19 protein-coding genes are annotated in these 20,409 nt (G+C 73.3%); 6 read left to right on the top strand and 13 right to left on the bottom strand.

All coding sequences use genetic code 11. From position 1 onward, the window contains the following. Positions 1-117: 117 nt before the first annotated feature. Genes EDD40_RS11910 through EDD40_RS11885 form a run of 6 tightly spaced genes read right to left on the bottom strand, consistent with a single transcriptional unit; the run spans position 118 to position 5,190 of the window. The gene (locus tag EDD40_RS11910) at positions 118-1,266 is read right to left on the bottom strand and encodes a cytochrome P450 family protein (protein WP_246038312.1); all 1,149 of its coding nucleotides are present in this window, start codon (positions 1,264-1,266) and stop codon (positions 118-120) included. Next, a complete protein-coding gene (locus tag EDD40_RS43455) occupies positions 1,203-2,579 on the bottom strand; it encodes a cytochrome P450 (protein WP_236594796.1) in 1,377 nt (458 codons plus the stop codon). The genes EDD40_RS11910 and EDD40_RS43455 overlap by 64 nt, the downstream gene beginning before the upstream one ends. After that, on the bottom strand, positions 2,576-3,172 hold the full coding sequence (locus EDD40_RS11900; RefSeq protein ID WP_123742958.1) for a GTP-binding protein: 597 nt from the start codon (positions 3,170-3,172) through the stop codon (positions 2,576-2,578). The genes EDD40_RS43455 and EDD40_RS11900 overlap by 4 nt, the downstream gene beginning before the upstream one ends. Then, positions 3,150-3,512, bottom strand: a complete 363-nt coding sequence (locus EDD40_RS11895; protein WP_211348154.1) for a DUF742 domain-containing protein — start codon at positions 3,510-3,512, stop codon at positions 3,150-3,152. Before EDD40_RS11895 ends, EDD40_RS11900 begins: the two co-directional genes overlap by 23 nt. Continuing rightward, the gene (locus tag EDD40_RS11890) at positions 3,509-3,934 is read right to left on the bottom strand and encodes a roadblock/LC7 domain-containing protein (RefSeq protein WP_123742957.1); all 426 of its coding nucleotides are present in this window, start codon (positions 3,932-3,934) and stop codon (positions 3,509-3,511) included. Before EDD40_RS11890 ends, EDD40_RS11895 begins: the two co-directional genes overlap by 4 nt. Beyond that, entirely contained in the window at positions 3,931-5,190 is a 1,260-nt protein-coding gene (locus EDD40_RS11885) for an ATP-binding protein (protein ID WP_123742956.1), read from the bottom strand. Before EDD40_RS11885 ends, EDD40_RS11890 begins: the two co-directional genes overlap by 4 nt. A gap of 211 nt (positions 5,191-5,401) precedes the next feature. Here EDD40_RS11885 and EDD40_RS11880 point away from each other — a divergent pair, with 211 nt between their 5' ends. Beyond that, the gene (locus EDD40_RS11880; RefSeq protein WP_123742955.1) at positions 5,402-5,860 is read left to right on the top strand and encodes an AAA family ATPase; all 459 of its coding nucleotides are present in this window, start codon (positions 5,402-5,404) and stop codon (positions 5,858-5,860) included. A 2-nt stretch (positions 5,861-5,862) separates the two neighbouring features. Beyond that, positions 5,863-6,681, top strand: a complete 819-nt coding sequence (locus tag EDD40_RS11875) for a tRNA(His) guanylyltransferase Thg1 family protein (protein ID WP_123742954.1) — start codon at positions 5,863-5,865, stop codon at positions 6,679-6,681. Here the strand turns inward: EDD40_RS11875 and EDD40_RS11870 are convergent. Further along, entirely contained in the window at positions 6,663-7,637 is a 975-nt protein-coding gene (locus EDD40_RS11870) for a helix-turn-helix transcriptional regulator (RefSeq protein ID WP_123742953.1), read from the bottom strand. The two genes, EDD40_RS11875 and EDD40_RS11870, sit on opposite strands and share 19 nt — an antisense overlap. A gap of 61 nt (positions 7,638-7,698) precedes the next feature. On the opposite strand from EDD40_RS11870, the gene EDD40_RS11865 reads away from it, so the two are divergent. Beyond that, on the top strand, positions 7,699-8,052 hold the full coding sequence (locus tag EDD40_RS11865) for a YybH family protein (protein ID WP_123742952.1): 354 nt from the start codon (positions 7,699-7,701) through the stop codon (positions 8,050-8,052). A 92-nt stretch (positions 8,053-8,144) separates the two neighbouring features. Then, complete coding sequence (locus EDD40_RS11860) at positions 8,145-8,579, top strand: VOC family protein (protein ID WP_123742951.1); 435 nt, start codon at positions 8,145-8,147, stop codon at positions 8,577-8,579. 99 nt (positions 8,580-8,678) lie between these two features. On the opposite strand, the gene fxsT is transcribed toward EDD40_RS11860, so the two are convergent. The 5 genes from fxsT to EDD40_RS11840 form a co-directional block, all read right to left on the bottom strand. After that, positions 8,679-11,177, bottom strand: coding sequence for an FxSxx-COOH system tetratricopeptide repeat protein (fxsT, locus tag EDD40_RS11855; RefSeq protein WP_123742950.1), 2,499 nt, complete (start codon positions 11,175-11,177; stop codon positions 8,679-8,681). 111 nt (positions 11,178-11,288) lie between these two features. After that, positions 11,289-15,131, bottom strand: a complete 3,843-nt coding sequence (locus tag EDD40_RS11850; RefSeq protein ID WP_123742949.1) for an Ig-like domain-containing protein — start codon at positions 15,129-15,131, stop codon at positions 11,289-11,291. Positions 15,132-15,525: 394 nt separating this feature from the next. Then, on the bottom strand, positions 15,526-15,669 hold the full coding sequence (locus tag EDD40_RS41635) for a hypothetical protein (protein WP_170185035.1): 144 nt from the start codon (positions 15,667-15,669) through the stop codon (positions 15,526-15,528). A 21-nt stretch (positions 15,670-15,690) separates the two neighbouring features. Further along, positions 15,691-16,695, bottom strand: a complete 1,005-nt coding sequence (locus tag EDD40_RS11845) for a DDE-type integrase/transposase/recombinase (RefSeq protein WP_148088674.1) — start codon at positions 16,693-16,695, stop codon at positions 15,691-15,693. Continuing rightward, positions 16,692-17,120: a transposase gene (locus EDD40_RS11840; protein ID WP_148088765.1), complete on the bottom strand. Its 429-nt coding sequence runs from the start codon at positions 17,118-17,120 to the stop codon at positions 16,692-16,694. The genes EDD40_RS11845 and EDD40_RS11840 overlap by 4 nt, the downstream gene beginning before the upstream one ends. 52 nt (positions 17,121-17,172) lie before the next feature. On the opposite strand from EDD40_RS11840, the gene EDD40_RS11835 reads away from it, so the two are divergent. Beyond that, positions 17,173-18,330: a PKD domain-containing protein gene (locus EDD40_RS11835; RefSeq protein ID WP_123742947.1), complete on the top strand. Its 1,158-nt coding sequence runs from the start codon at positions 17,173-17,175 to the stop codon at positions 18,328-18,330. Next, a complete protein-coding gene (locus EDD40_RS11830; RefSeq protein WP_148088764.1) occupies positions 18,327-19,802 on the top strand; it encodes a PKD domain-containing protein in 1,476 nt (491 codons plus the stop codon). Before EDD40_RS11835 ends, EDD40_RS11830 begins: the two co-directional genes overlap by 4 nt. Before the next feature lie 48 nt (positions 19,803-19,850). Here the strand turns inward: EDD40_RS11830 and EDD40_RS11825 are convergent, their stop codons facing one another. After that, a complete protein-coding gene (locus EDD40_RS11825; protein ID WP_123742945.1) occupies positions 19,851-20,408 on the bottom strand; it encodes a carboxymuconolactone decarboxylase family protein in 558 nt (185 codons plus the stop codon). Position 20,409: the final 1 nt, after the last annotated feature.

Genomic DNA, 20,409 nt, shown 5'->3' with positions numbered 1-20,409 from the left:
GACGACGAAGTGGAACTGGCCCACTTCTCCTTCGAGGACGACGTGGTCACCGCCGGCCCGCGGACCGGACCGGGGGCGGGTCACCGCTCGTGACGCGCCCCCGGCCCGGCCGACGCGTCACTTCAGCCGCACCGGCAGGGAGCGGTGACCGTTGGAGATGAAGGACTGGCTCGGCTCCAGCTCGTGCGGCGCGACCGCCAGCTCCATCGCCGGGAACCGGGCGAACAGGGCGGGGAGGGCGATCTCCGCCTCCATCCGCGCCAAGGGGGAGCCCAGGCAGTAGTGGACGCCGTGGCCGAACGCCAGGTGGGTCTTGTCGGCCCTGGTGATGTCGAACTCGTCGGCGGTGTCGCCGTGCACCGACCGGTCACGGCCCGCCGCCGCGTAACCCGCCAGGATCGCCTCGCCCTTGCGGATCGGGACACCGCCGACCTCGATGTCCTCCACGGCGTAGCGCAGCGGCAGGTTGGCGATCGGGGCCTGCCAGCGCAGGGTCTCCTCGATCACGTCCATCCAGCCGCTGGTGCCCGCGCGCACCGCGGCCAGCTGCTCGGGGTGGGTCAGCAGGGCGGTGATCGCCTGGTCGAGCAGGTTCACCGTGGTCTCGTAGCCCGCCGAGATCATCAGGATCAGGGTGTCGACGAGCTCGGCCTCGTCCAGCTTCGAGCCGTCGTCCTCGCTCACCGCGATCAGGCCGCTGGTCAGGTCGTCACCGGGCGTTTCCCGCTTCGCCGCGACCAGCTCGTGCATGATCCCGTACAGCTGCACGACGTTCGCCTGCGCCGCCTCGGCCGTGACCGAGGTGTCGAAGACCCCGTCGACCACCTTCCGCAGCCGCGACCGCGCCCCGGCGGGCACGCCGAACAGCTGGCAGATCACCTCGATCGGGATGGGGTAGGCGAAGCCCTCCCGGAGGTCGACCGGCTGCTCCGCCGCGTCGAGCCGGTCCAGCAGCTGCTCGGTGATCTGCTCGATCCACGGTCGCATCGCCGCCACCCGCCGCGGCGTGAACGCCTTGGACACCAGGGAACGGAGGCGCCGGTGGTCGCCGCCGTAGGCGGTGAACATGTTCTGCACCGACACCCACAGGTGCAGCGGCCAGTCCGCGGGCAGCTCGCCGTTGCTGAACGCGGGCCAGTGCTGCCGGGGGTCCTTCGAGACCCGGGGATCACCGAGCAGCTCGCGTAATGTCTCCTGGCGGGTCACCGCCCACGCAGGAACCTGGCCAGGGAGCTCCACCAGGGTCGCCGGGCCTCGCGCGGCGATGGCTGCGGACTCGGCGTGGAGGTCACGGCCGGTGGGGTCGAGGACGATGGGGTCGGCTGCACGTTCCAACGGGTGTCTCCAGGTGACTCGTCGGGCTGGGCGGGCACGGCTACCGGGGTGAAACGCACGGGGAGCGCGGTCAGTGCCCGGTGGAACGGTCCGGGCCGCCAGACCAGCTCGTCGGCGGGGACCGCCAACCGCATGTCGGGCAGGGCGTCGAGGATCTTCTCCATCGCCACCGACGCGATCAGCCGCGCGGGCTGCTGCGCCGGGCAGGAGTGGACGCCCGCGCTCCACGCGAGGTGGGCCCGGTTGCCGGAGCGCTGCTGGCCCGCCAGCGCGGGGTCGTTGTTGGCCGCCGCGAAGCTGATCACCACCGGCTCGGCGGCGGGCAGCCGGACACCGGCGAAGTCGACGTCCTCGACCGGGTAGCTGGCCGAGTAGTTCGCCATCGGCGGATCGGTCCACAGCACCTCGTCGAGCGCCTCCTCGACCGGCATGCTGCCGCCGGAGAGGTCGCCCGCGAACCGGTCGTCGGCCAGCAGCAACCGGATGCCGTTGGCGATCAGGTTCTGCTCGGGCTCGGTGCCCGCGCCCATCAGCAGGACGAGCTGGTGGATCAGCTCCTCGTCGTTGAGCCTGGCCGGGTGGGCCATCATCCACGAGGGCATGTCGTGGTCGGGCCGCTCACGCTTGAGCGTGACCAGCTCCACCATGCACTGCGTCAGCTCGACGTTGGCCTGCTCCGGGTCGATCATGTCGAAGATGTTGCGCATGGCGACGACCAGCCGGTCGCCGAGCTCCGGCGGGCAGCCGTACAGGTGGTTGAACATCATCAGCGGCAGCAGCTTCGCGTACTCGCCGAGCAGGTCGGCCTCGCCCTTGCCGGCGAACCGCGAGATCAGCCGGTCCGCGGTCTGCTCGACCTGGGCGCGCAGCGCGTTCGGGTCGACCCGGGCGAGGCTGTCGGTGACCACGGCGCGCAGCCGGGCGTGCTGGGCGCCGTCGGTGAACAGGCAGTTCGGCCGGTACATCATCATCGGCAGCACGGGGGAGTCCGGCGGCATCTTCGCCTGCCACCGGCGCGGGTCGCGCGGGAACGCGCTGGGGTTGCGCAGGACGTCCAGCGCGGCGGTGTAGCCGACGACGAGGTTGGCGGGCACACCGGGCGCCAGCTCGACCGGCGCGACGGGCCCGTGCGCGCGCAGCGCCTGGTACGTCGCGGCCGGGTCGGCGGCGAACTCGGGGCCGTGCAGCGGCATCCGGCCTTGGTGTGCGGGACATGCCTGCCCGGGGGCGGCTTGCGAGGTCACGCGTTCTCCTGGTTGCGGGTTAACAAGTACTCGACGAGGGTGACGAGTGCCTGCGTGGACGACGTCACGTCGCGGGCGTCGCAGAACATGAGCGGGGTCTCGGGCAGCAGGTCCAGCGCGTCCCGCAGCTCCTCGCCGGGGAACGCGGGCGCGCCGTCGAAGGAGTTGACCGCCACCGCGTACGGGATGCGGAGCTCCTCCAGCAGACCCATGACCTCGAACGACTGCTCGAGGCGTCGGGTGTCGGTGAGCACGAGCGCGCCGAGCGCGCCGAGCGCGATGTCCTTCCAGATCGGGGTGAACCGCTGCTGGCCGGGCGCGCCGAACAGGTAGAGCACCAGCTCGTCGGTGAGCGTCAGCCGGCCGAAGTCGAGCGCGACCGTGGTGGTGCTCTTGTCGTCCACCCCGGCGAGGTCGTCGACGAGGGCGCCGGCCTGCGTCATCGTCTCCTCGGTGCGCAGCGGGCGGATCTCCGAGAGGGTGCCGACGAAGGTGGTCTTGCCGACCGCGAACGGACCGACGACCAGCAGTTTCACCGTCGTCCGCACGGTGTCGCGCAGGTAGACGCCGTCAGAGGCGAGCACGGAGGCCATCGAGCACGTCCTTCAGCAGCTTCATGTCCGGGCGGGCGGTGTGCGAGACCGCGGCGTGCGTGGCGATGTGACCGCTGTCGACCAGGTCGGACAGCAGCACCTTGGTCACGCTCATCGGCAGCGAGAGGTGCGCGGCGATCTCGGCGACCGACAGCGCGCCGCCCCGGCACAGCTCCATCAGCCGCTTCTTCTCCGGCGACAACCCGGAGACCTTCTCGCGGGTCGCGATCACGACCGTGACCGCGTCGAAGGTGTTGCGGCTGGCGTGTGCTCGGCCGCCGGTCACGACGTACGGTCGCACCAGCCCCCGCAGTCGCCTCCCGCCGCTCGCGCCGCTCACGCCGGGCTGCCTGCCTCGCGCTGCGGCGGGCTCGTCCGCTCGGCCTGCCTGGGCGGGCTGGTCAGCTCCTTGCCCAGCCGTTGGACCAGCTCCTGGATCCGGAAGGACACCGCCTCCATGTCGACCCGCGCGCCCGCCGACACGGCCAGGTAGGCGCCCGGCCCGGCGGCGGCCAGGAACACGTAGCCGCCGGCGAACTCGCTGACCGTCTGGCGCCAGTCCGCGCTGGTCTGCCCGCAGAACTCGGCGGTGGCGCGGGCCAGCGCCTGCAGCGCGGACATCGCGGCGGCGTGCCGTTCCGCGTCGTCCCGGTCGATGCCGGCGGAGTGCGCCATCAGCAGCCCGTCGGCCGAGAGCAGGACGGCGTGCCGCGTCTCCGGCATCGTCAAGGCGTCGTCGAGCATCCAACCCAAAGTGTTCATGCCTGGGTGTTCCCTTCAGCGACAGGCGGCGGCGTGGTGGCCCGGCCGGAGTCGGTGCCGCGCTTCCAGGCGGCCAGCCCGGTCGCGATCCGCTGGTCGGCCGGCGCCGGGACGGTCGGGGCCTGCGGCGGCGCGGCCTGGTCGACGGTCTGCGTCCGCCGTCGCCGGGGCAGGCCGCCAGGGGTGCGTTCCAGCTCGGCGGGCGGCGCCGGGGCGACCGGCGCCCGCTCGGGCGGCAGCGCCACGGCGTGGTCGGGCATGGTCGGCTTGCTGACCCGGGTGAGCAGCTCGTTCGGCAGGAACACGACCGCGCGCACACCGCCGTAGGGCGAGCGCGTGTCCACCGAGACGCGGAAGCCGTAGCGCTTGGCCAGCACGCCGATGACGGCGAAGCCGACCTGAGGCGGGTCGCCGAGCCGGTTGATGTCGTTGCCGCCGTCGCCGGCCAGCAGGCGGGCCGCGCGGTGCAGCTCCTCGACGGTCATGCCGACGCCGCCGTCGTCGATCATCACGACCATGCCGTTGTGCGCCTGCTGGAAGTTGACCTCGACGCTGGTGTTGGGCGGCGAGTGCCGCGCGCCGTTGTCGAGCAGCTCCGCCACGGTCAGCACGATGGGCTCGACCGCGCGGCTGACCACCGCGACGTCGGACTCGGCCGGCACGTTGACCCGCAGGTAGTCGCGGATCCGGGAGGTGGCGCCGCGCGCCACGTCGGTCAGCGACGACGCCGACCGCTGCTGCCCCGGCCAGGAGCCGCAGAGCACCGCCGTGGCCTGGGCCCGGCGGTTGAGCTGGGAGTTCATGTGGTCGATGCGCATCAGCCCGGCCAGCACGTCCGGGTCGTCGTGCCGCTCCTGCATGGCCGAGATCGCGACCTGCTGCTCGTTGGACAGGCTCTGCACCGCGCGCATCATGGCCTTGAGCGTGGCGCGGGCCGACTGCTCGCCGCGGGCGCCCGCCTGCCGGACGGAGTCCGCGAACAGGGCGAACACCGGCTCGTGCGCCTCGGCGACCCGGGGGTGCCGGGGTCCGGGCACCTCGACGGGCCGGTGGTTCAGCGACTCCGCCAGCGCGGGCAGCCGGGCGTCGACCAGGTGCCGCTCCTCCTCGGCGCGGCTGCGTTCCCGCGCCTCGGCCTCCTCGGCCCGGATCTGTAACGCGCGGGTGGTCCGTCGTTGGCGTACCAGCAGGAACACGACGATCAGCACGATGGCGAGCAGGAACCAGAACGCCACCGCGAGTGTTTGTTGGTCCATCAATTCCTCTGGTGCGGGCGAGCTGCCGGATACCAGTGCGTCAGCAGGGTCTGAATCTTTATCACGGGACTTCATCGGCCGCCAAGTGGTTGCGCCAGTCTCCCTCCGATAGGAGTAACTCACCGGGAATACCAATACCATATGTCCACTGTGGACAGTGTGGTGAGGTGGTCGGCGCGCGCCGCTCGGGCGTGCCGCATAGGATTGCGCGGTGACCGAGGTCGCGATCTTGATCGGGCTTCAGGCCTCGGGGAAGACGACTTTCTACCGCACCTCGCCGGCGGGCACCCACGCGCACGTCAGCAAGGACGCGTCCCCTAATGCGCGACGGCGGCAGGCGAGGCAGTTGCGGCTGATCAGGGAGGCTCTGGACGCCGGGTTCAAGGTCGCGGTCGACAACACCAATCCGTCGGCCGAGGAATGGGCGCCGCTCATCGCGGCCGGTCGGGAGCGCGGCGCGCGGATCGTCGGATACTGGTTCCCGCCGGATCTCCCCGCGTCGATGGCGCGCAACGCCGCCAGGGACGACAAAACCAGGGTGCCCGACGTGGGGCTTTATGCGACGGTTAAGCGACTGCGGCGGCCACGACCGGCCGACGGGTTCGACGAGTTGTCGGTCGTGCGGTTCGACGGCCGCGGCGGGTTCGACGTGCGGCCCTGGGAGGAGTGACGATGCGGTGGTCCGACCTGGAGTCCGGGCAACGTGCCGGGGAGTGGTTCCACGGGTTGACCGCGCCGTCCGGGATGTGGGTGGTCGTGCGGGTGGACGGGCGCGGGTTCTCCCGGTTCACCGAGGAGCGCTTCGACAAGCCGTTCGACGTGCGGTTCTCCGGGCTGATGGTGGAGACCGCGCAGGCGCTGCTGACCGAGTTCGGGGCCCGCTACGCCTACACCGAGAGCGATGAGATCTCCATCGTGCTCGACCCGCGTCACGACATGTTCGGGCGCGGCGTGGAGAAGCTCGTGTCGGTCTCGGCCGGCGTCGCCTCCGCCGCGTTCACCCACGCCGCCGGCGAGCCCGCGCACTTCGACAGCCGGGTCTGGATCGGCGCGGGTCCGGGCGACGTGCTCGACTACGCGTCCTGGCGCCAGGCCGACGCCACCCGCTGCGCGCTCAACGGCTGGTGCTACTGGACCCTGCGCAAGGCGGGCGCGTCCCGCCGGGAGGCCACCGGCCGGCTGGAGGGCACGACCACCGCCGCCAAGCACGAGCTGCTGCTCGGGCACGGGACCGACTTCGACGACCTGCCCGCCTGGCAGCGGCGCGGCATCGGCCTGTGGTGGGAGGAGCACAGCCGCGCCGGCCGCGACCCCGTGCGGGGAGTCGACGTCACCACCACCCGGCGGCGCGTCCACGTCGAGCACGACCTGCCGGTGAGAGACGCCTACCGCGCCCTCGTCCACCGGCTGGTCACCGGCTCACCGGAGCTCGCCGGGTCGCCGGCCGCCGTCGCGCCGCCGGAGGTCGGCGCTCAGGAAGGCGCTCCGTAGCGGGTGGCGATGGCGGTGGCGCGGTCGCGCAGGGTCGTGCGCAGCCACGGCGGGGTCAGGGCTTCCGCGCCCGTCGAGAGCTGCCACAACGCCCACTCGGCGTGCCGCGAATCCTGGAACGCCACCTCCAGCCGCAGCCACCCGTCCGCGTCGGTCTCTTCGGCGTGCACGGCCAGCGCGGTGTCCACCAGGTCCTTCCGGCACGCCGGGTGCACCCGCACCAGCGCGGTGACCTGGTCGGCGCCCGCCCGGAACCGCGTGCCGCGTTCCTGCCAGGCCCGGTCCAGGTCGACCAGGTCCGGTCGCTGCGCGGGTTCGGCCAGCTCCTCGGCGGCCCGGATGCGGGACAGCCGGTAGGTGCGGTCCTCACCGGACCTGGTGGCCAGCAGGTAGCCCTGCTCGCGGACGGTGACCAGGCCGATCGGGTCCACCGTGCGCCACTTCGGGGCCTGGCCCGCGGCCGCGTAGTGGATGCGCAGCTTGTGCCCGGCGAACACCGCTCGCCGGACCTGGGCGACCACGGCGTCGGGCACCTCCTCGACGGCCTGCCGGCGTGCCAGCAGGTCGGTGCCCGGGTCGATGAGCAACCGCCGCGCCGCACCCGCCGCGGTGGACCGGTAGTGCTCGGGCAGCGCGTCGACCACCTTGCGCATGGCCGAGGCGAGCGCCGCGCCGAGGCCGAACGCCTGCGCGCCGCGCCTCGACCCGGCGACCAGCAGGGCGAGCGCCTCGTCGTGGTTCAGCCCGGTCAGCTCGGTCTGGAAACCGGGCAGCAGCGCGAAACCGCCGTGCCGGCCGCGTTCGGCGTAGACCGGGACACCGGCCGCGGACAGCGCCTCGACGTCCCGCAGCACGGTGCGGGTGGACACCTCCAGCTCGCGGGCCAGCGCCGTCGCGGAGAGCCGACCGTGCCGGCGCAGCAGCAGCACCAGCGACACCAGCCGGTCGGCACGCATGGGCGAACTTTATCGGAATACGTGACACAGGGTGTCGTGTATTGCTTGGAGGCTTACCGGCATGACAAGCGAGAACGCGGCTTTCGAGCCGAACGACCTGGGCAAGCACTTCATCGAGCGCGGCAACGCGGGGGACGTCGACGGCCTGGTGGCGCTGTACGAGCCGGACGCCGTGCTGGCGTTCCCGCCGGGCAACCTCGCCACCGGCCACGCGCGGATCCGCGAGGTCTACGAGCAGTTCGTCGCCGCCGCACCGGTGCTCACCCCCGGCCGGCAGCACCCGGCGCTGGTGAGCGGCGACCTGGCGCTCACGATGTCGACCCTGACCAGCGGCGAGCTGACCGTCGAGGTCGCCCGCCGCCAGCCGGACGGTTCGTGGCTGTGGGTCCTGGACCAGCCGATGCCGGCGCCGTAGCGGGAGGCGGCGGTGGGCCGGGGGCCGGACCGGGCCCACCGCCCCTGGTGACGAGTGGCGTGCGTGGTGGCAGCCGGAACTATCGTGGGCGCATGGTGTCGGTCAGGCAGGTCCAGGTCACCTTCGACTGCGCGGAACCCGAGCGGGTCGCCCGGTTCTGGTGCGAGGTGTTGGGGTACGTCGTGCCCGCGCCGCCGGAGGGGTTCGCCACCTGGGACGACCACGACCGCTCGTTGCCGGTCGAGCGCCGGGGCGCGGCGTTCGCCTGCGTGGACCCCGCGGGGGTCGGTCCGCGGCTGTTCTTCCAGCGCGTTCCCGAGGGCAAGGTGGTCAAGAACCGGGTGCACCTCGACGTGCGGGTCGGCACCGGGCTGGTGGGTGGGGAACGCCTCGCCGCGCTCGAAGCCGAGCGCGCACGGCTGGTCGCGCTCGGCGCGGCGCACGTGCGAACCCTGTACGCGGACGGCGTCGAGGAGTCGTGCATCGTGATGCGGGACGTCGAAGGCAACGAGTTCTGCCTCGACTGAGGACCGCGGACGCGGCTACGGCCTCGGGTTGATGCGGCTGCCCAGCCCGTGCGGCGGCCAGGGCTGGAGGGGCACGGCGGCGACGACCGGAACGGCGCGTCACGCCCGCAGCCGTGCGCGCATGGCGCGGGCGCGGGTGATCAGGTGGCCGGCTTCGTCCTCGCGGTCCATGAGGCTCAGGGCCAGGCCCAGCCGGCTCAACCTCGTGGCGACGTCGTGGTGGTCGTCGCCGCGGTGCCACGCCTCGGTGATCTTCAACGCCCGCTCCATCAGCGGGATGGCGAGGTCGGGGTGGCCCTGCGCCCGCCAGGCGCCGGCGAGGCCGTCCAGGTGCTTGGTCACGTCGGGGTGGTCGGCGCCGTGCGCGGCCTCGGCGATCGCCAGCGCGCGCTCGTGCAGCCGCGTCGCCTCACCCGCCCGGCCCAGGTCGCTCAGGACCAGGCCCAGGTTGCCCAGCCGCACCGCGACGACCGGGTGGTCGCCGCCGAACACCGCCTCGCTGATGGTCAGCGAGCGCGTCAGCAGGGCCTGCGCCGTCACCAGCAGGGTGTCGTCGGCCGGGCTGTGCAGCCTGCGCAGCACCATGGCGAGATCGCTCAACGTGCCGGCGACCTCCGGGTGGTCGAGCCCGTAGGCGGCCTCCTTGACCGCCAGCGCGCGTTCGAACAACCGCCGCGCGTCGAGCGGGTAGCCGCGGTCGACCAGCGCCGCGCCCAGGTTGTGCAGCGCCCTGGCCACGTCGGGGTGGTCGGGTCCGTGCGCGGCCTCGGTGATGGCCAGGGCCCGCCGGTGCAGGGCCTCGGCCTCCTGGACGTGCTCGGGCGCCAGGTCGCGCATGACGAGCCCGAGGTTGTCCAGCCGGAGGGCGACGATCGGCCGGTCCGGGCCGTAGGCCGCCTCGGTGATCGCCAGCGCCCGCTGCATCAGCGGCAACGCCTCGCCCGGCCTGCGGAGGTCGTGGAGGGCCAGCCCGAGGTTGTTCAGCCGCACGGCCACGGCGGGGTGGTGCGGCCCGTAGGCGGCTTCGGTGAGAGCCAGGGCCCGGTCCAGGAACGGCCGCGCCCGCTCCGGCTGCCCCAGCTCGCTCAGCACGACGCCCAGGTTGCTGAGGTGGACGGCCGCGCCGGGGTGGTCCGGTCCGAAGGCCGCCTCGCCACCCTCCAACGCCTTGGTGAACAACAGCCGCGCGTCGTTCAGCTGCCCCGTCTCGAACAGGTACGCCCCGGCCCGGCCGAGCAGCCACCCGCCGACCCTCGGGTCGACGTCGAAGCCGACGCAGGCCAGCACGTGCGGCAGCATCAGCCGCCAGCGCGGCCACGCCGACGTCGACCTCGGGTGCCGCTCGCGCAGGTCCGCCACGAGCAGCCCCGCCGCGACGGCCTGCGGGTGCGCCCCGGCGGCGGGTGGCAGGCCGGCCACCCGCGCGCGGACGGCGAGTTGCACCATGCGGTGCACCCGCACGCTGTCGTCCACCCGCCGCAGCAGCGAGTAGTCGACGAGCACGCCGACGGTGTCCGCGAACTCGCCCGACCGGTCCGCGACCGCCGACTCCAGGGCCTGCGGCAGCGCGGAGGCGTTGTCGGCGAACAGGTCGAGGGGTATCGCCTCGGACGCGAGGTAGGAGCAGATCTCCAGGAGCCGCGCGGACGCCGGGAACGACTCCTCGATCAGCCGCAGCGGCAGCTCCCACAGCGAGGCGAGCGTGTCGTGGTCCGGCGTGCGGTGCGCGTCGCGCCCGCGATCGGCGGCGGTGTCGGGACTGCGGCGCAACCGGTCGAGGTAGTCCGGCACGGGCGTGGAGGTCTGCTGGAGGTAGGCGGCGGCCTGCTCCAGCGCGAGCGGCAGGTCGCCGAGCAGCTCGGCCAGCTCGTCGGCCTGCCCGTCGGACATCGCGGGCACGCGCCGCCTCAGCAGCGACACCGAGTCCGGCCGGCGGAACGTGTCGACGTGCCTGACCGCGGCGATCGCCTCGAACCCCGCCCGCCGGGTCGTCACCAGCACGTGGCCGGCGCCCGACGGGAGGTACCGGCGCACACCGGAGACGGTCTCGGCGTTGTCGAAGACCAGCAGCCAGTCCCGCCGCCGGCGCAGCTCCGCGAGCACCACGCCGACGGACTCCTCGACGTTGGCGGGCAGCGTGAGCCCGAGCGCCCGGCCGAGCAGCGCCAGCTGGCCGGGCACGAGGGCCGCGTCCTCGGCGGTGATCCACCAGACCGCCCGGTACCGGCCCGCCCGGCGGTGGCAGAACTCGATCACCACCTGGCTCTTGCCGACGCCTCCCATGCCGCGCATCGCGTGCACGGAGACGTTCCGGTCGCGCTTGAGCCGGTCCCGCAGCCACCGCTGCTCCTCCGCGCGGCCGGTGAAGTTCGGGTTGCGCGGCGGCACGCTCCACACCGGCGGCAGGCTCGGCCCGGCCGGCTCCCGCCGGAGGGTGACCGCGAGCGTCACGCCGAGCACGGCGACCAGCACCGGCCACACGACCCACGAGACGGTCATCCACCGGGGCAGGTGCTCGCTCGCCGCGTTGATCGCCAGCCCGGTCAGGAAGACCAGCGCCACCTCCGCGGTGACCAACGCACCCCGTGGACGTCTCATGCGCGCTCCTGACCGCCGGGCAGCACCGCACCCAACGGTATCGACGAACGCCGTCGCGGGACGTCGGAACCGCGCACCCCCGGACCGCCCGTCAGCCGGCGCGGCGGTCGATCACGGGACCGGCCGCACGTAGACCTGGGCGTCGTGGACGTAGGCGACCTCGTTCGACCGGCCCGCGTACGAGTGGGTGGTGCAGCCCGCGCCCGCGGCGACCCGGCTGATCGCGTTGGCCCCCCGGTTGTAGGAGTACAGGTCCCAGCCGCGGGGGTCGCCTCCCGGCAGCAGGGTCGAGTCGGCCAGGAACGCCACCCTCGCCGAGTCCTCGGCCAGGCCGCACGGCATGACCAGCGGACTGCGCACCGGTGTGGCGCCGGCGCCGATGTACAGCGCCGACTGGGTGCTGCTCACGTCGAGGCTCGCGGTGAAGTCGCCGGCGGCGGTGGGGACCAGGCGCTCCAGGCACTGGCTGCCCGCGTTCCAGCCGCACCAGGCGTGCAGCACCGGCTGGGCGGCGCCGGTGGCGGTGTCGAAGCGGTAGCCGGAGTCGTAGGCCTGGCCGCAGCGGTCGGAGATGAAGAAGACCGAGGACGCGTCGCCGGCGAACCGCACGTCGTGGGCGAAGTCGCCGATCGGGGTGGTGGAGGCGGGGCAGCGCAACTGCGTGACGGCCTGGGTCGACAACCGCACCAGGCGGCCGTAGCCGAGGTACACCACGTCACCGTCGTCGGAGATCGAGTTCTCCCGGGACGTGCTCCCCGCCAGCAGGTCGTCCGCCAGGACGAGCCGGGTGGAGGCGCCGGTGACGAGGTCGTGCCGCCAGATCGCGGACTGCTGCGGGCGGTCCAGGGTCGAGTGGATGAGGGAGTAGCGGCCGTTGGTGGAGATCGCGCGCAGCTCGTGGCGGGCGCCGGTGTCGCCGGGCGGGTCGATGCGCGTCGTCGTGCGGGTGACCCGGTCGCGGACGAACACCGACGGCTGCCGGGTCAGCGGGCTGGCGGTGAGGTCGGTGGCGGCGGACTCGAAGTAGGCGAACCGGCCGTCCGCGCCGATCATGGCCCGACCCGCCGCCGCGTTGCCCGGGGCGCCGGACGGCGTCACCGACAGCAGTTCCGCGCCGCCGTCGCCGGTGGTGGCGACGACCAGTTGCACGGAGGTGGTGCGCTGGGCGCCCGCCGCGTCGGTCACCTGCACCCAGAGCTGCTCGCCGCCCGGCGCGGTCGGCGTGCCGCCGAGGTGGCCGGTGTCGTCCCAGCGCAGCCAGGCCGGGCCGGAGGAGACCTGCCACGTGTACGGCGCGGCGCCGCCGGACGCGGTCAGCGTCGCCCGGTACGGCTTGCCGACGAACCCCAGCGGCAACGTCGACACGGCCACCCGCAGCGGCCCGGCCGAACCGCCCTGGCACGACGTGAGCAGCGTCCACGGCCCGATCACGATGCTGATCAGGGTTTTCTTGGCGTGGATGAACAGCAGGTCGACGCGCACGTCGAGCTCGAACCGCATCGCCACCGACAGGGTCAGGCAGCCGGAGGTGTCCAGCGCGGCGGTGAACTGCGGCCCGATGGTGAAGCCGACGCCCGCGATGTCGAGGACCTTCACCGACACGTCCGCGCCCATCAGCACCGACACGGCCACCTGACCGGACAACGATGTCCCCTCGTTGCGGTGCGAGGAGGAGTTCAAGGCGCGCAGCGACAGGTCCGGGTTGGTCTCGAAGCCGACCATGCGGCGCAGCCGCACGGTCAGGTCCGCGGTCACCGCCGCGCTCGCCTCGAACCGCAGCACGGGCGCGAGGTCGACCGTGATCGGCACGCTCGTCGGCAGCCGCCACACCAGCCGGACGCGGTCGCGGACGGCGGGGGACAGCTCGCACGTCACCTTGCCGGTGAACTCGGCCGCGAACCGCACCACCGGCTCGGTCTCCACCGAGACGTGCATGAACGGCGCCGTCAGCGGCCCGAACCGCTGCTCGAACCGGACCCGGGTGTGGTCGAACCGCACCAGCGCCGCGGACAGGGTGGTCCCGGTCCCGGAGGAGCACGTGAACGCGCCCGGCCGGCCCAGGTCCATCACCGACTCGTCGACGGGCACCTCCACGCCGACGCCGCGCGTGGTGGCGGCCGGTGTGGGCGGCAGGAGGTCGGCCGGTCCGTCGTAGGCGATGTCGACCCGGTCGTACAGCCGCTCCAGCGGCGCGGCGGCGAGCGTCGCCACGGTCGTGCCGCCCGGCCCGGACGCCACCGCGGTCACCGTCCCCGTCCGGCCTTGGGGCGCGAGCGCCCCGCCGCCCCGCAGCACCAGGCCGGCGCCGACGGCGGGGCGCGCGACGCCCGCGGCCAGCGTCACCGTGGTGGCGGTCAGCGCGGTCACGGCGGGCGGGTCGAGCACGACGGTCGACGCCGCCGGGGCCACGTCCTCGTGCGAGGTGGCCGGCGCGTCGGGGTCGAGGTCGGCGGTGAAGTACCCGGCCACGTCCAGGACCAGGTGCGTGGGCGCGGTCGGGAACAGCTCCACCGCCCCACCGCCCAACGGCACCGTCACCAGGTTGGGGCGGGTCTGGCCGGCGGTGTCGATGTTCAGGCTCGACGCCGTCGGCCGGGCCGTGCCGCCGGGGTGGACGGTGACGTGCCCGGGCCGCTCGGCCTCGGTGACGGTCACGTTCGCCACGACGGCCGCCGCGCCCGCCGGCACCGGCGCGCGTCCGGCCAGCCCGGCGACCACCGCGCCCGACGCGACGGGTTTGCCTCCCTGGTACCCGATCCGGGAGTCGGGCCGGGTGTCCAGCAGGCGGGTGGGCGTGGTGGGCACGAACAGCCCGGCGGTGCCCGACCCGGCGGTCTCGCCGGTGAACCAGCCCGCGACGTCCACCACCAGGTGCGCCGGCGCCGAGGTGAACAGGTTGACCGACCCGTCGGCCGACAACGGCGCCCACACCGCGTTGGGGATGGTCTGGCCGGCCCGGGTGGTGTTGAGGTTCGAGGCCGTCGGCCGGGACCGGTCGGCGGGCCACACCGTCACGTGCCCCGGACCGGCGACCTCCGTGGCGGTCACGTTGAGCACCACCCCCGCCGCGCCCGCCGGCGGCACACCGCCCACCCCGGCGGCCCGGACGGTGATCGTCGCCCCGGCCGCGGGTCGCGGCCCGGTGCGGGTGTCCGCGAGCCGGGCCGGGGTCAACGGCGCGAGGCGTCCCGCCGTCGCCGACGAGGACGTCACGAAGTAGCCCGCCACGTCGGCGATCAGGTCCGCGGTCGTGGTGGTATGCAGGCCGACGTCCCCACCCGCGGACAGGGGGACCACGACCAGGTTGGCGATCGTGTCGCCGGCCCGCTCCACGTTCAGGTTCGAGGTGGCCGGCCGCGTGCCCTCGCCCGACCAGGCGGTGACGTGACCCGGTCCGGCCGCGTCGGTCACCGTCACGTTGAGCGCCACCGCGGTCGCGCCGCCCGGCACGCCCGGGTGGAAGCGGACGGTCGTGCCCGCGGCCGGCCTGCCACCGGCGCGGCCCGTGCCGTCCCGGGTGTCGAGGACGCGCGCGGGCGGCAGCGCGACGAACCGGCTCGACCCCGCCGGGGTGACGACGAGCTTCGCGCCCGGACCGGCGTCGCCCGCCGCGAAGCGCTGGTCGCCGCCGTACACCGCGCCGACGCGGTGCGCGCCGACCGCGGCCGGCGGCAGCACGGCCGTCGCCTGACCGCCGACCAGCGCCACGGGGTTCCCGACGGGAGTCCCGTCGACGGTGAACCGGACCGTGCCGCCGACCTCGGTCGGGTCCGGTTCGGTCGGGTCCACCACGGCCGTCGCGCGGACCGCCGTGCCGACGGGCACCGGCGAGGTGGACAACTCGACCGACACCCCGACCGGAGCCGTCCCCTCGGCCCGCGCCTCGGCCGGTGACGGCGCCGTCGCCGTCACCGCTCCCGCCAGCAGTGCCGCAACCACCAGTGACCGCACCATGAAGATCCCCTCGCCGCTCGACAGTGGTTCGGCGCAACCCCCGGCGGCGTTACGAGACCTGTTTGTCACATCGGGTCCTCGTAGATCGATATACCGGTGAGGGTGTCCGCCACAGCGGCGGAGCCCGACTCAGGGGAGGAAGACGGATGAACCTGTCCTCAGGGGGACGGACACGATTACGGGCCCGGATCGCGGCAGCGGTCACGGGCGCGGTCGCGCTGGCGGCGCTGGTGCCGGGGGTGGCACAGGCGTCGCCGCCGGCGAACGACGACTTCGACCAGGCGGGCGCGATCACCGCGCTGCCGTTCGCGGCCGACGTCGACTTCACCGAGGCGACGAGGGCCGAGGACGACCCGGTGTGCACGACGGGTGACGTGGCCTCGGTCTGGTTCGACTACACCGCGGGCTCCGCCGGCGTGCTGGAGGTCGACGTGACCGGCGGCGGCGGGTCCGCCGGCGTCGCGATCCACACCGGGCCGCGCGGCGCGGTGCAGCGGGTGCCGGACACCGGCTGCTGGAGCAGTTCGGTAGTTGTCAATTCAGATGAGACAGGTTGTGTTTACGGGGTCGGCTGCGGTTGCCCGACGGGTTGGTTGATCCAGGCTGCCTCGGGCAGTCGGGGTGGCCGGGGTCGGTGTGCGAAGCGTTGCGGATATCGGGTGTGGGCGCGGTCGAGGGTGGCCTGTCTTTGGTCGCGGATCTGATCGGCGGTTCCGAAGTGGACGGACGCGGGGGTGTGCATGCCGATGCCTGAGTGTCGGTGTTCGTGGTTGTAGGCGAGGAAGAACTCCTCGCAGAACGCGCGGGCGTCCTCCAGTGAGCCGAACCGGTCGGGAAAGTCGGGCATGTACTTCATCGTCTTGAACTGGGCCTCGGAGTAGGGGTTGTCGTTGGAGACGCGGGGGCGGGAGTGGGAGCGGAGCACGCCGAGGTCGACCAGGAGCCCGGAGACGGGCTTGGAGACCATCGCGCCACCGCGGTCGGCGTGGACCGTGTGCGGCGCGGTGCCGTTGCGGGCGACGGCGTCGGCGAGGAAGTCCCTGGCCACGACCGCGTCCTCCGCGGCGGCGACCAGCCACCCGGTGACGTACCGGGAGAAGATGTCCAGCACGACGTAGCAGCGGTACCAGACGCCCTTCACCGGCCCTTTCAGCGCGGTGATGTCCCAGGACCACACCTGGCTCGGGCCGTGGGCGAGCAGTTCGGGCCGGGCGCGGGGTGGATGGGTGGCGACGCGGCGGCGTTCGCGGACCTGCCCGGCGGCGCGGGCGATCCGGTACATCGTCGACACCGAGCACCGGTAGCGGCCCTCGTCCAGCTCCCGCACCCACACCTGCGGAATCGCCAGGTCCCGGTAGGCCGGGCTGGTCAACACCTCCAGCACCCCGGCGCGTTCGGCGGCGTCCAGGGCGTGCGGCGGCGGACGACGGCGCGGTCGGGGGCCGTGCACCGGGCCCGTCGCCCCGAGGCGGCGGTAGTGCGTGGCCCGGGACCTGCCGGTCAACGCGCACGACGTGGTCACCGGGACCAGAGCGGCACGCAACTCGCCGAAGGCAGTCGTCAAGACCTCGTCGGCGGCCTGTCCTCGTCCGTGCTCCCGGAGAGTTCTTCCAAGAGCGCGTGTGCTTTTCCCATGATGTCCAGTGCCATTCGGGTCTTGGCCAGGTCGGAGGTCAGTTTCGCGTTCTGCCGGCGCAATCTCTCCAACTCGATCTGCTCGGTCGACTTCCTCCTCGGTTCCGCCGGCTCGGCCGGTCCGCTTCCCAGCCGGCCCGCGTCACGGGCCCGGGTCCACTCGATGACGTGCGAGGAGTACAGGCCCTCGCGACGCAGGATCGCGCCCTTCTCCCCGTTCGGGGCGTTCTCGTACTCGGCGACCAGGGCGAGCTTGTACTCGGCGGTGAACGTCCGCCGGGACGGACGCGCGGCCGGATCGGCCGGTGTCCCGCCGGAGGAACGCCGAGGCGGCTTGTCGGATGGGGTGGACACGAGCACAAGGATCTCCGATCCCGCTCTTGATCAGGAACCCCGCTCACACGAGGTGTCTCACAGCAGTCTGACCAAGAGGGGTTGGGACGGCCCGGAGCTGCTGCGGGTCACGGCCGGCGCCACCTACCACTTCATGGTCGTCGTCGACGACTGGTGGAGCGGGTCCGTCCGGCTCGCCGTCGGCGAGGTGCTCCCGCCGGCCAACGACGACTTCGCCGCCGCCACGCCGATCTCGGCCGTGCCCGCCACCGCCGAGACCCGGTTGGCCGCGGCCACCGCGCAGCCGGGCGAGCCGGTCCCGACGTGCGGCGGCACGACCCTCCCGAGCCCGTCGGCGTGGTTCGCCTTCACCGCCCCGCGCACGGAGGCGATCACCCTCGACCAGCCCGGCGACGACTACGAGACCACGGTCGCCGTCTACACCGGGGACTCCCTCGGCGCGGTGACCGAGGTGTTCTGCGAGCGCTACTACCGACGCGTCCTGGTCGTCACCGCCGGACAGACCTACCGCGTCCAGGTGACGAACCGGGCGCCGCGGACCACGCCCACCGTGATCGCCCTGGCGCTCGCACCGCCGTTGACCGTCTACTTCGGGCAGAACCGCTCGGACCCGTCGACCCTGGACGTGGTGGACTTCGTCGACCAGAGCTACGACGAGACGGGCCAGGCGATCACCCGGACCGAGTGGGACTTCGGCGACGGGACCACGGCCACCGGCCGCCAGGTCGAGCACCGGTTCGCCGCGGACGGCGACTACGCCGTCCGGATGGACGTCACCTCCGCCGACGGCCGCACGGGCACGATGTCCCGGACCCTGGTCGTGCGCACGCACGACGTGGGGATCGCCTCGTTCACCGCGCCCACCAGGGGCAGGCCGGGCCAGACCAGGTCCGTCGAGGTGACCGTCGGCAACCAGCGGCTCCCGGAGAACGCGACCGTCATCCTCTACCGCGGCACTCCCGGCGGCTTCACCGAGATCGCCCGCGCCACGCAGTACGTGCCGGCCCGACCCACGCGCACGGTGGCGTTCCCGTTCAACTACACGTTCACGCCCGAGGACGCGGTGGTCGGCCGGGTCACCTTCCGCGCCGTGGTCACGCTGGGCCAGGGCGTCCGCGACGCCCGGCCGATCGACAACGAGGCCGTCGCACCCGCGGCGACGGTCCTCCCCGCGCTCAGCGGCCGGTCCGTCAGCGAGTCGGTCCGATGAGGCGGCGCGCGGTGGAGGGGCAGCGGGTGGACCGCGGACGTGGGCGACTGGTCGCGGTGACCGCCGTCGCCTTGGTCGCGTCGGTGCTGACGCCCGGTGTGGCGCAGGCGGCTCCGCCGGCGAACGACGACTTCGACCACGCCGTGGCGATCAGCGGCCTGCCGTTCACGCACGAGGTCGACATGGGGGAGGCCACCGGCGCGCCGGACGACCCGAACCCGTGCCACCAGCTGGAGTCCGGGTCCGCCTGGTACTCCTTCACGTCGACCGAGGACGTGACGCTGCGCATCGACGTCCACGACACCTACGTGGAGACCGCGATCTTCACCGGCGCGCGTGGCGGGCTGCACTGGGAGCCCGGCACGTGCGAGTCGGGTCGGATGACCCGCGAGCTGGACGCCCGCGCGGGTGTCACGTACTACCTGAAGCTGGCGGCCTCGCCGTGGCAGGGCCTCGTCCGGATCACCGCCGAGGCGGTGCCGGCGCCCGCCAACGACCACTTCGCCGACCGCGCGGTCGTCGACGCCCTGCCCGCGCTGAACCGGGTGTCGCTGGCGGCGGCCACGGTCGAGGCGGGTGAGCCGGCCGCGAGTTGCGACCTCAACCCCGGCTCGCCGTCGGTCTGGTACACCTACACGCCCGTCGAGACCGAGGTGATCGCGCTCGACGCGGACTCGTGGGGCGGCCACAACGCCGTCGCCGCGGCCTACACCGGCACGTCGTTGGGCGACCTGACCGAGGTGGTCTGCACCGGCTACCGGACGTTGTTCCGCGCCGAGGCGGGCCGTCCGCTGCACTTCCAGTTCAACGCGGCCCACGCGACCGCCGACGAGGTGGTGCTCGGGCTGCGGCTCGCGCAGGCGTTGCGGCCGGACCTGCGGGTCTCGCCGGAGGCGCCGTCGATCCACGACGACGTCCGGTTCACCGACTACTCCGACGACCCCGAGGGAGGCGGGACCGCCATCGACGAGCTGGACTTCGGTGACGGCACGGTCGTCGACCCGACGGACGGGTACGCCTACCACCGGTACGCCGCCGACGGCGACTACACCGCGCGGATGACGGTCAGCGGACAGGGCGGGCGCACCGCGACGACCACCAGGACGGTGTCGGTCCGCACGCACGACGTGGGCATCACCGGGTTCTCCGCGCCGGCCACGGCCCGGGTCGGCACGACGAGACCGCTGACGGTGACCGTGGCCGACACCCGGTACGACGAGACGGTGACCGTCACCCTCCACCGCGGCGGTTCGGCCGGCTACCAGGTGGTCGGCACGCTGACCAAGCCGGTGCCCGCCCGGCAGAACCGCACGGTGGCGTTCACGTTCGACTACGCGTTCACCGCGGCGGACCTGGCGGAGGGCACCGTGGTGTTCAAGGTGGTCGCCGAGCCCGTGGGCGTCCGCGACGCGCTGTCGGCCGACAACACCGTGATCGCCCCGGCGGTCCGGGTGCTCCCGGCCAGGAGCTGAGCGCACCGGCGGGACCGGCCACCCGGCCGGTCCCGCCGGTGCGTCCTCCTAGGCCTCGTCGCGCTTCCACTCCTGGTCCTGCCACGCCGGGTCGAGCGGCGTGTGGGCGATGTGGTTGGTGTAGTTGGACAGCGTCTTCATCCCGACGCCGAGGATCACGTCCAGCACCTGGCGGCGGGTGTGGCCCGCGGCCAGGAACTCCTCCACCTCCTGGTCGCCCACCCAACCCCGGTCGGTGACCACGCGCTCGGTGAACCGGCGGACGGCCTCCAAGGCGTTGTCCGACAACGGCTTGCCGGCGCGCAGGGCCTGCACGGTCCCCTCGTCCACGCCGGTCTTCACCGCGAGCGTGGAGTGCGCGGCCACGCAGTACTCGCAGCCGTTCAGGACGCTGGTGGTGATCCACACGACGTGCTTCGCGGGCCCGGACAGCGAGGACTTGCCGAACTGCTCGGCCAGCGCGTTGTAGCCGGCCAGGAGTTCCGGCGACTCCGCCATCACGGCGTTGAGCGTGCTGACGAAGCCCAGGCGGCGCTTGCCGGCTTCCAGGTAGGGGCGGGCGTCCTCGGGCGCGGTGTTCTCGTCGTGAACGGTGAACTGCACCATG

Source organism: Saccharothrix texasensis, assembly GCF_003752005.1.
Classification (GTDB): Bacteria; Actinomycetota; Actinomycetes; order Mycobacteriales; family Pseudonocardiaceae; genus Actinosynnema; species Actinosynnema texasense.
The sequence above is the reverse complement of the archived record's forward strand: the minus strand, read 5'-3'. Positions and strand labels throughout refer to the sequence as shown.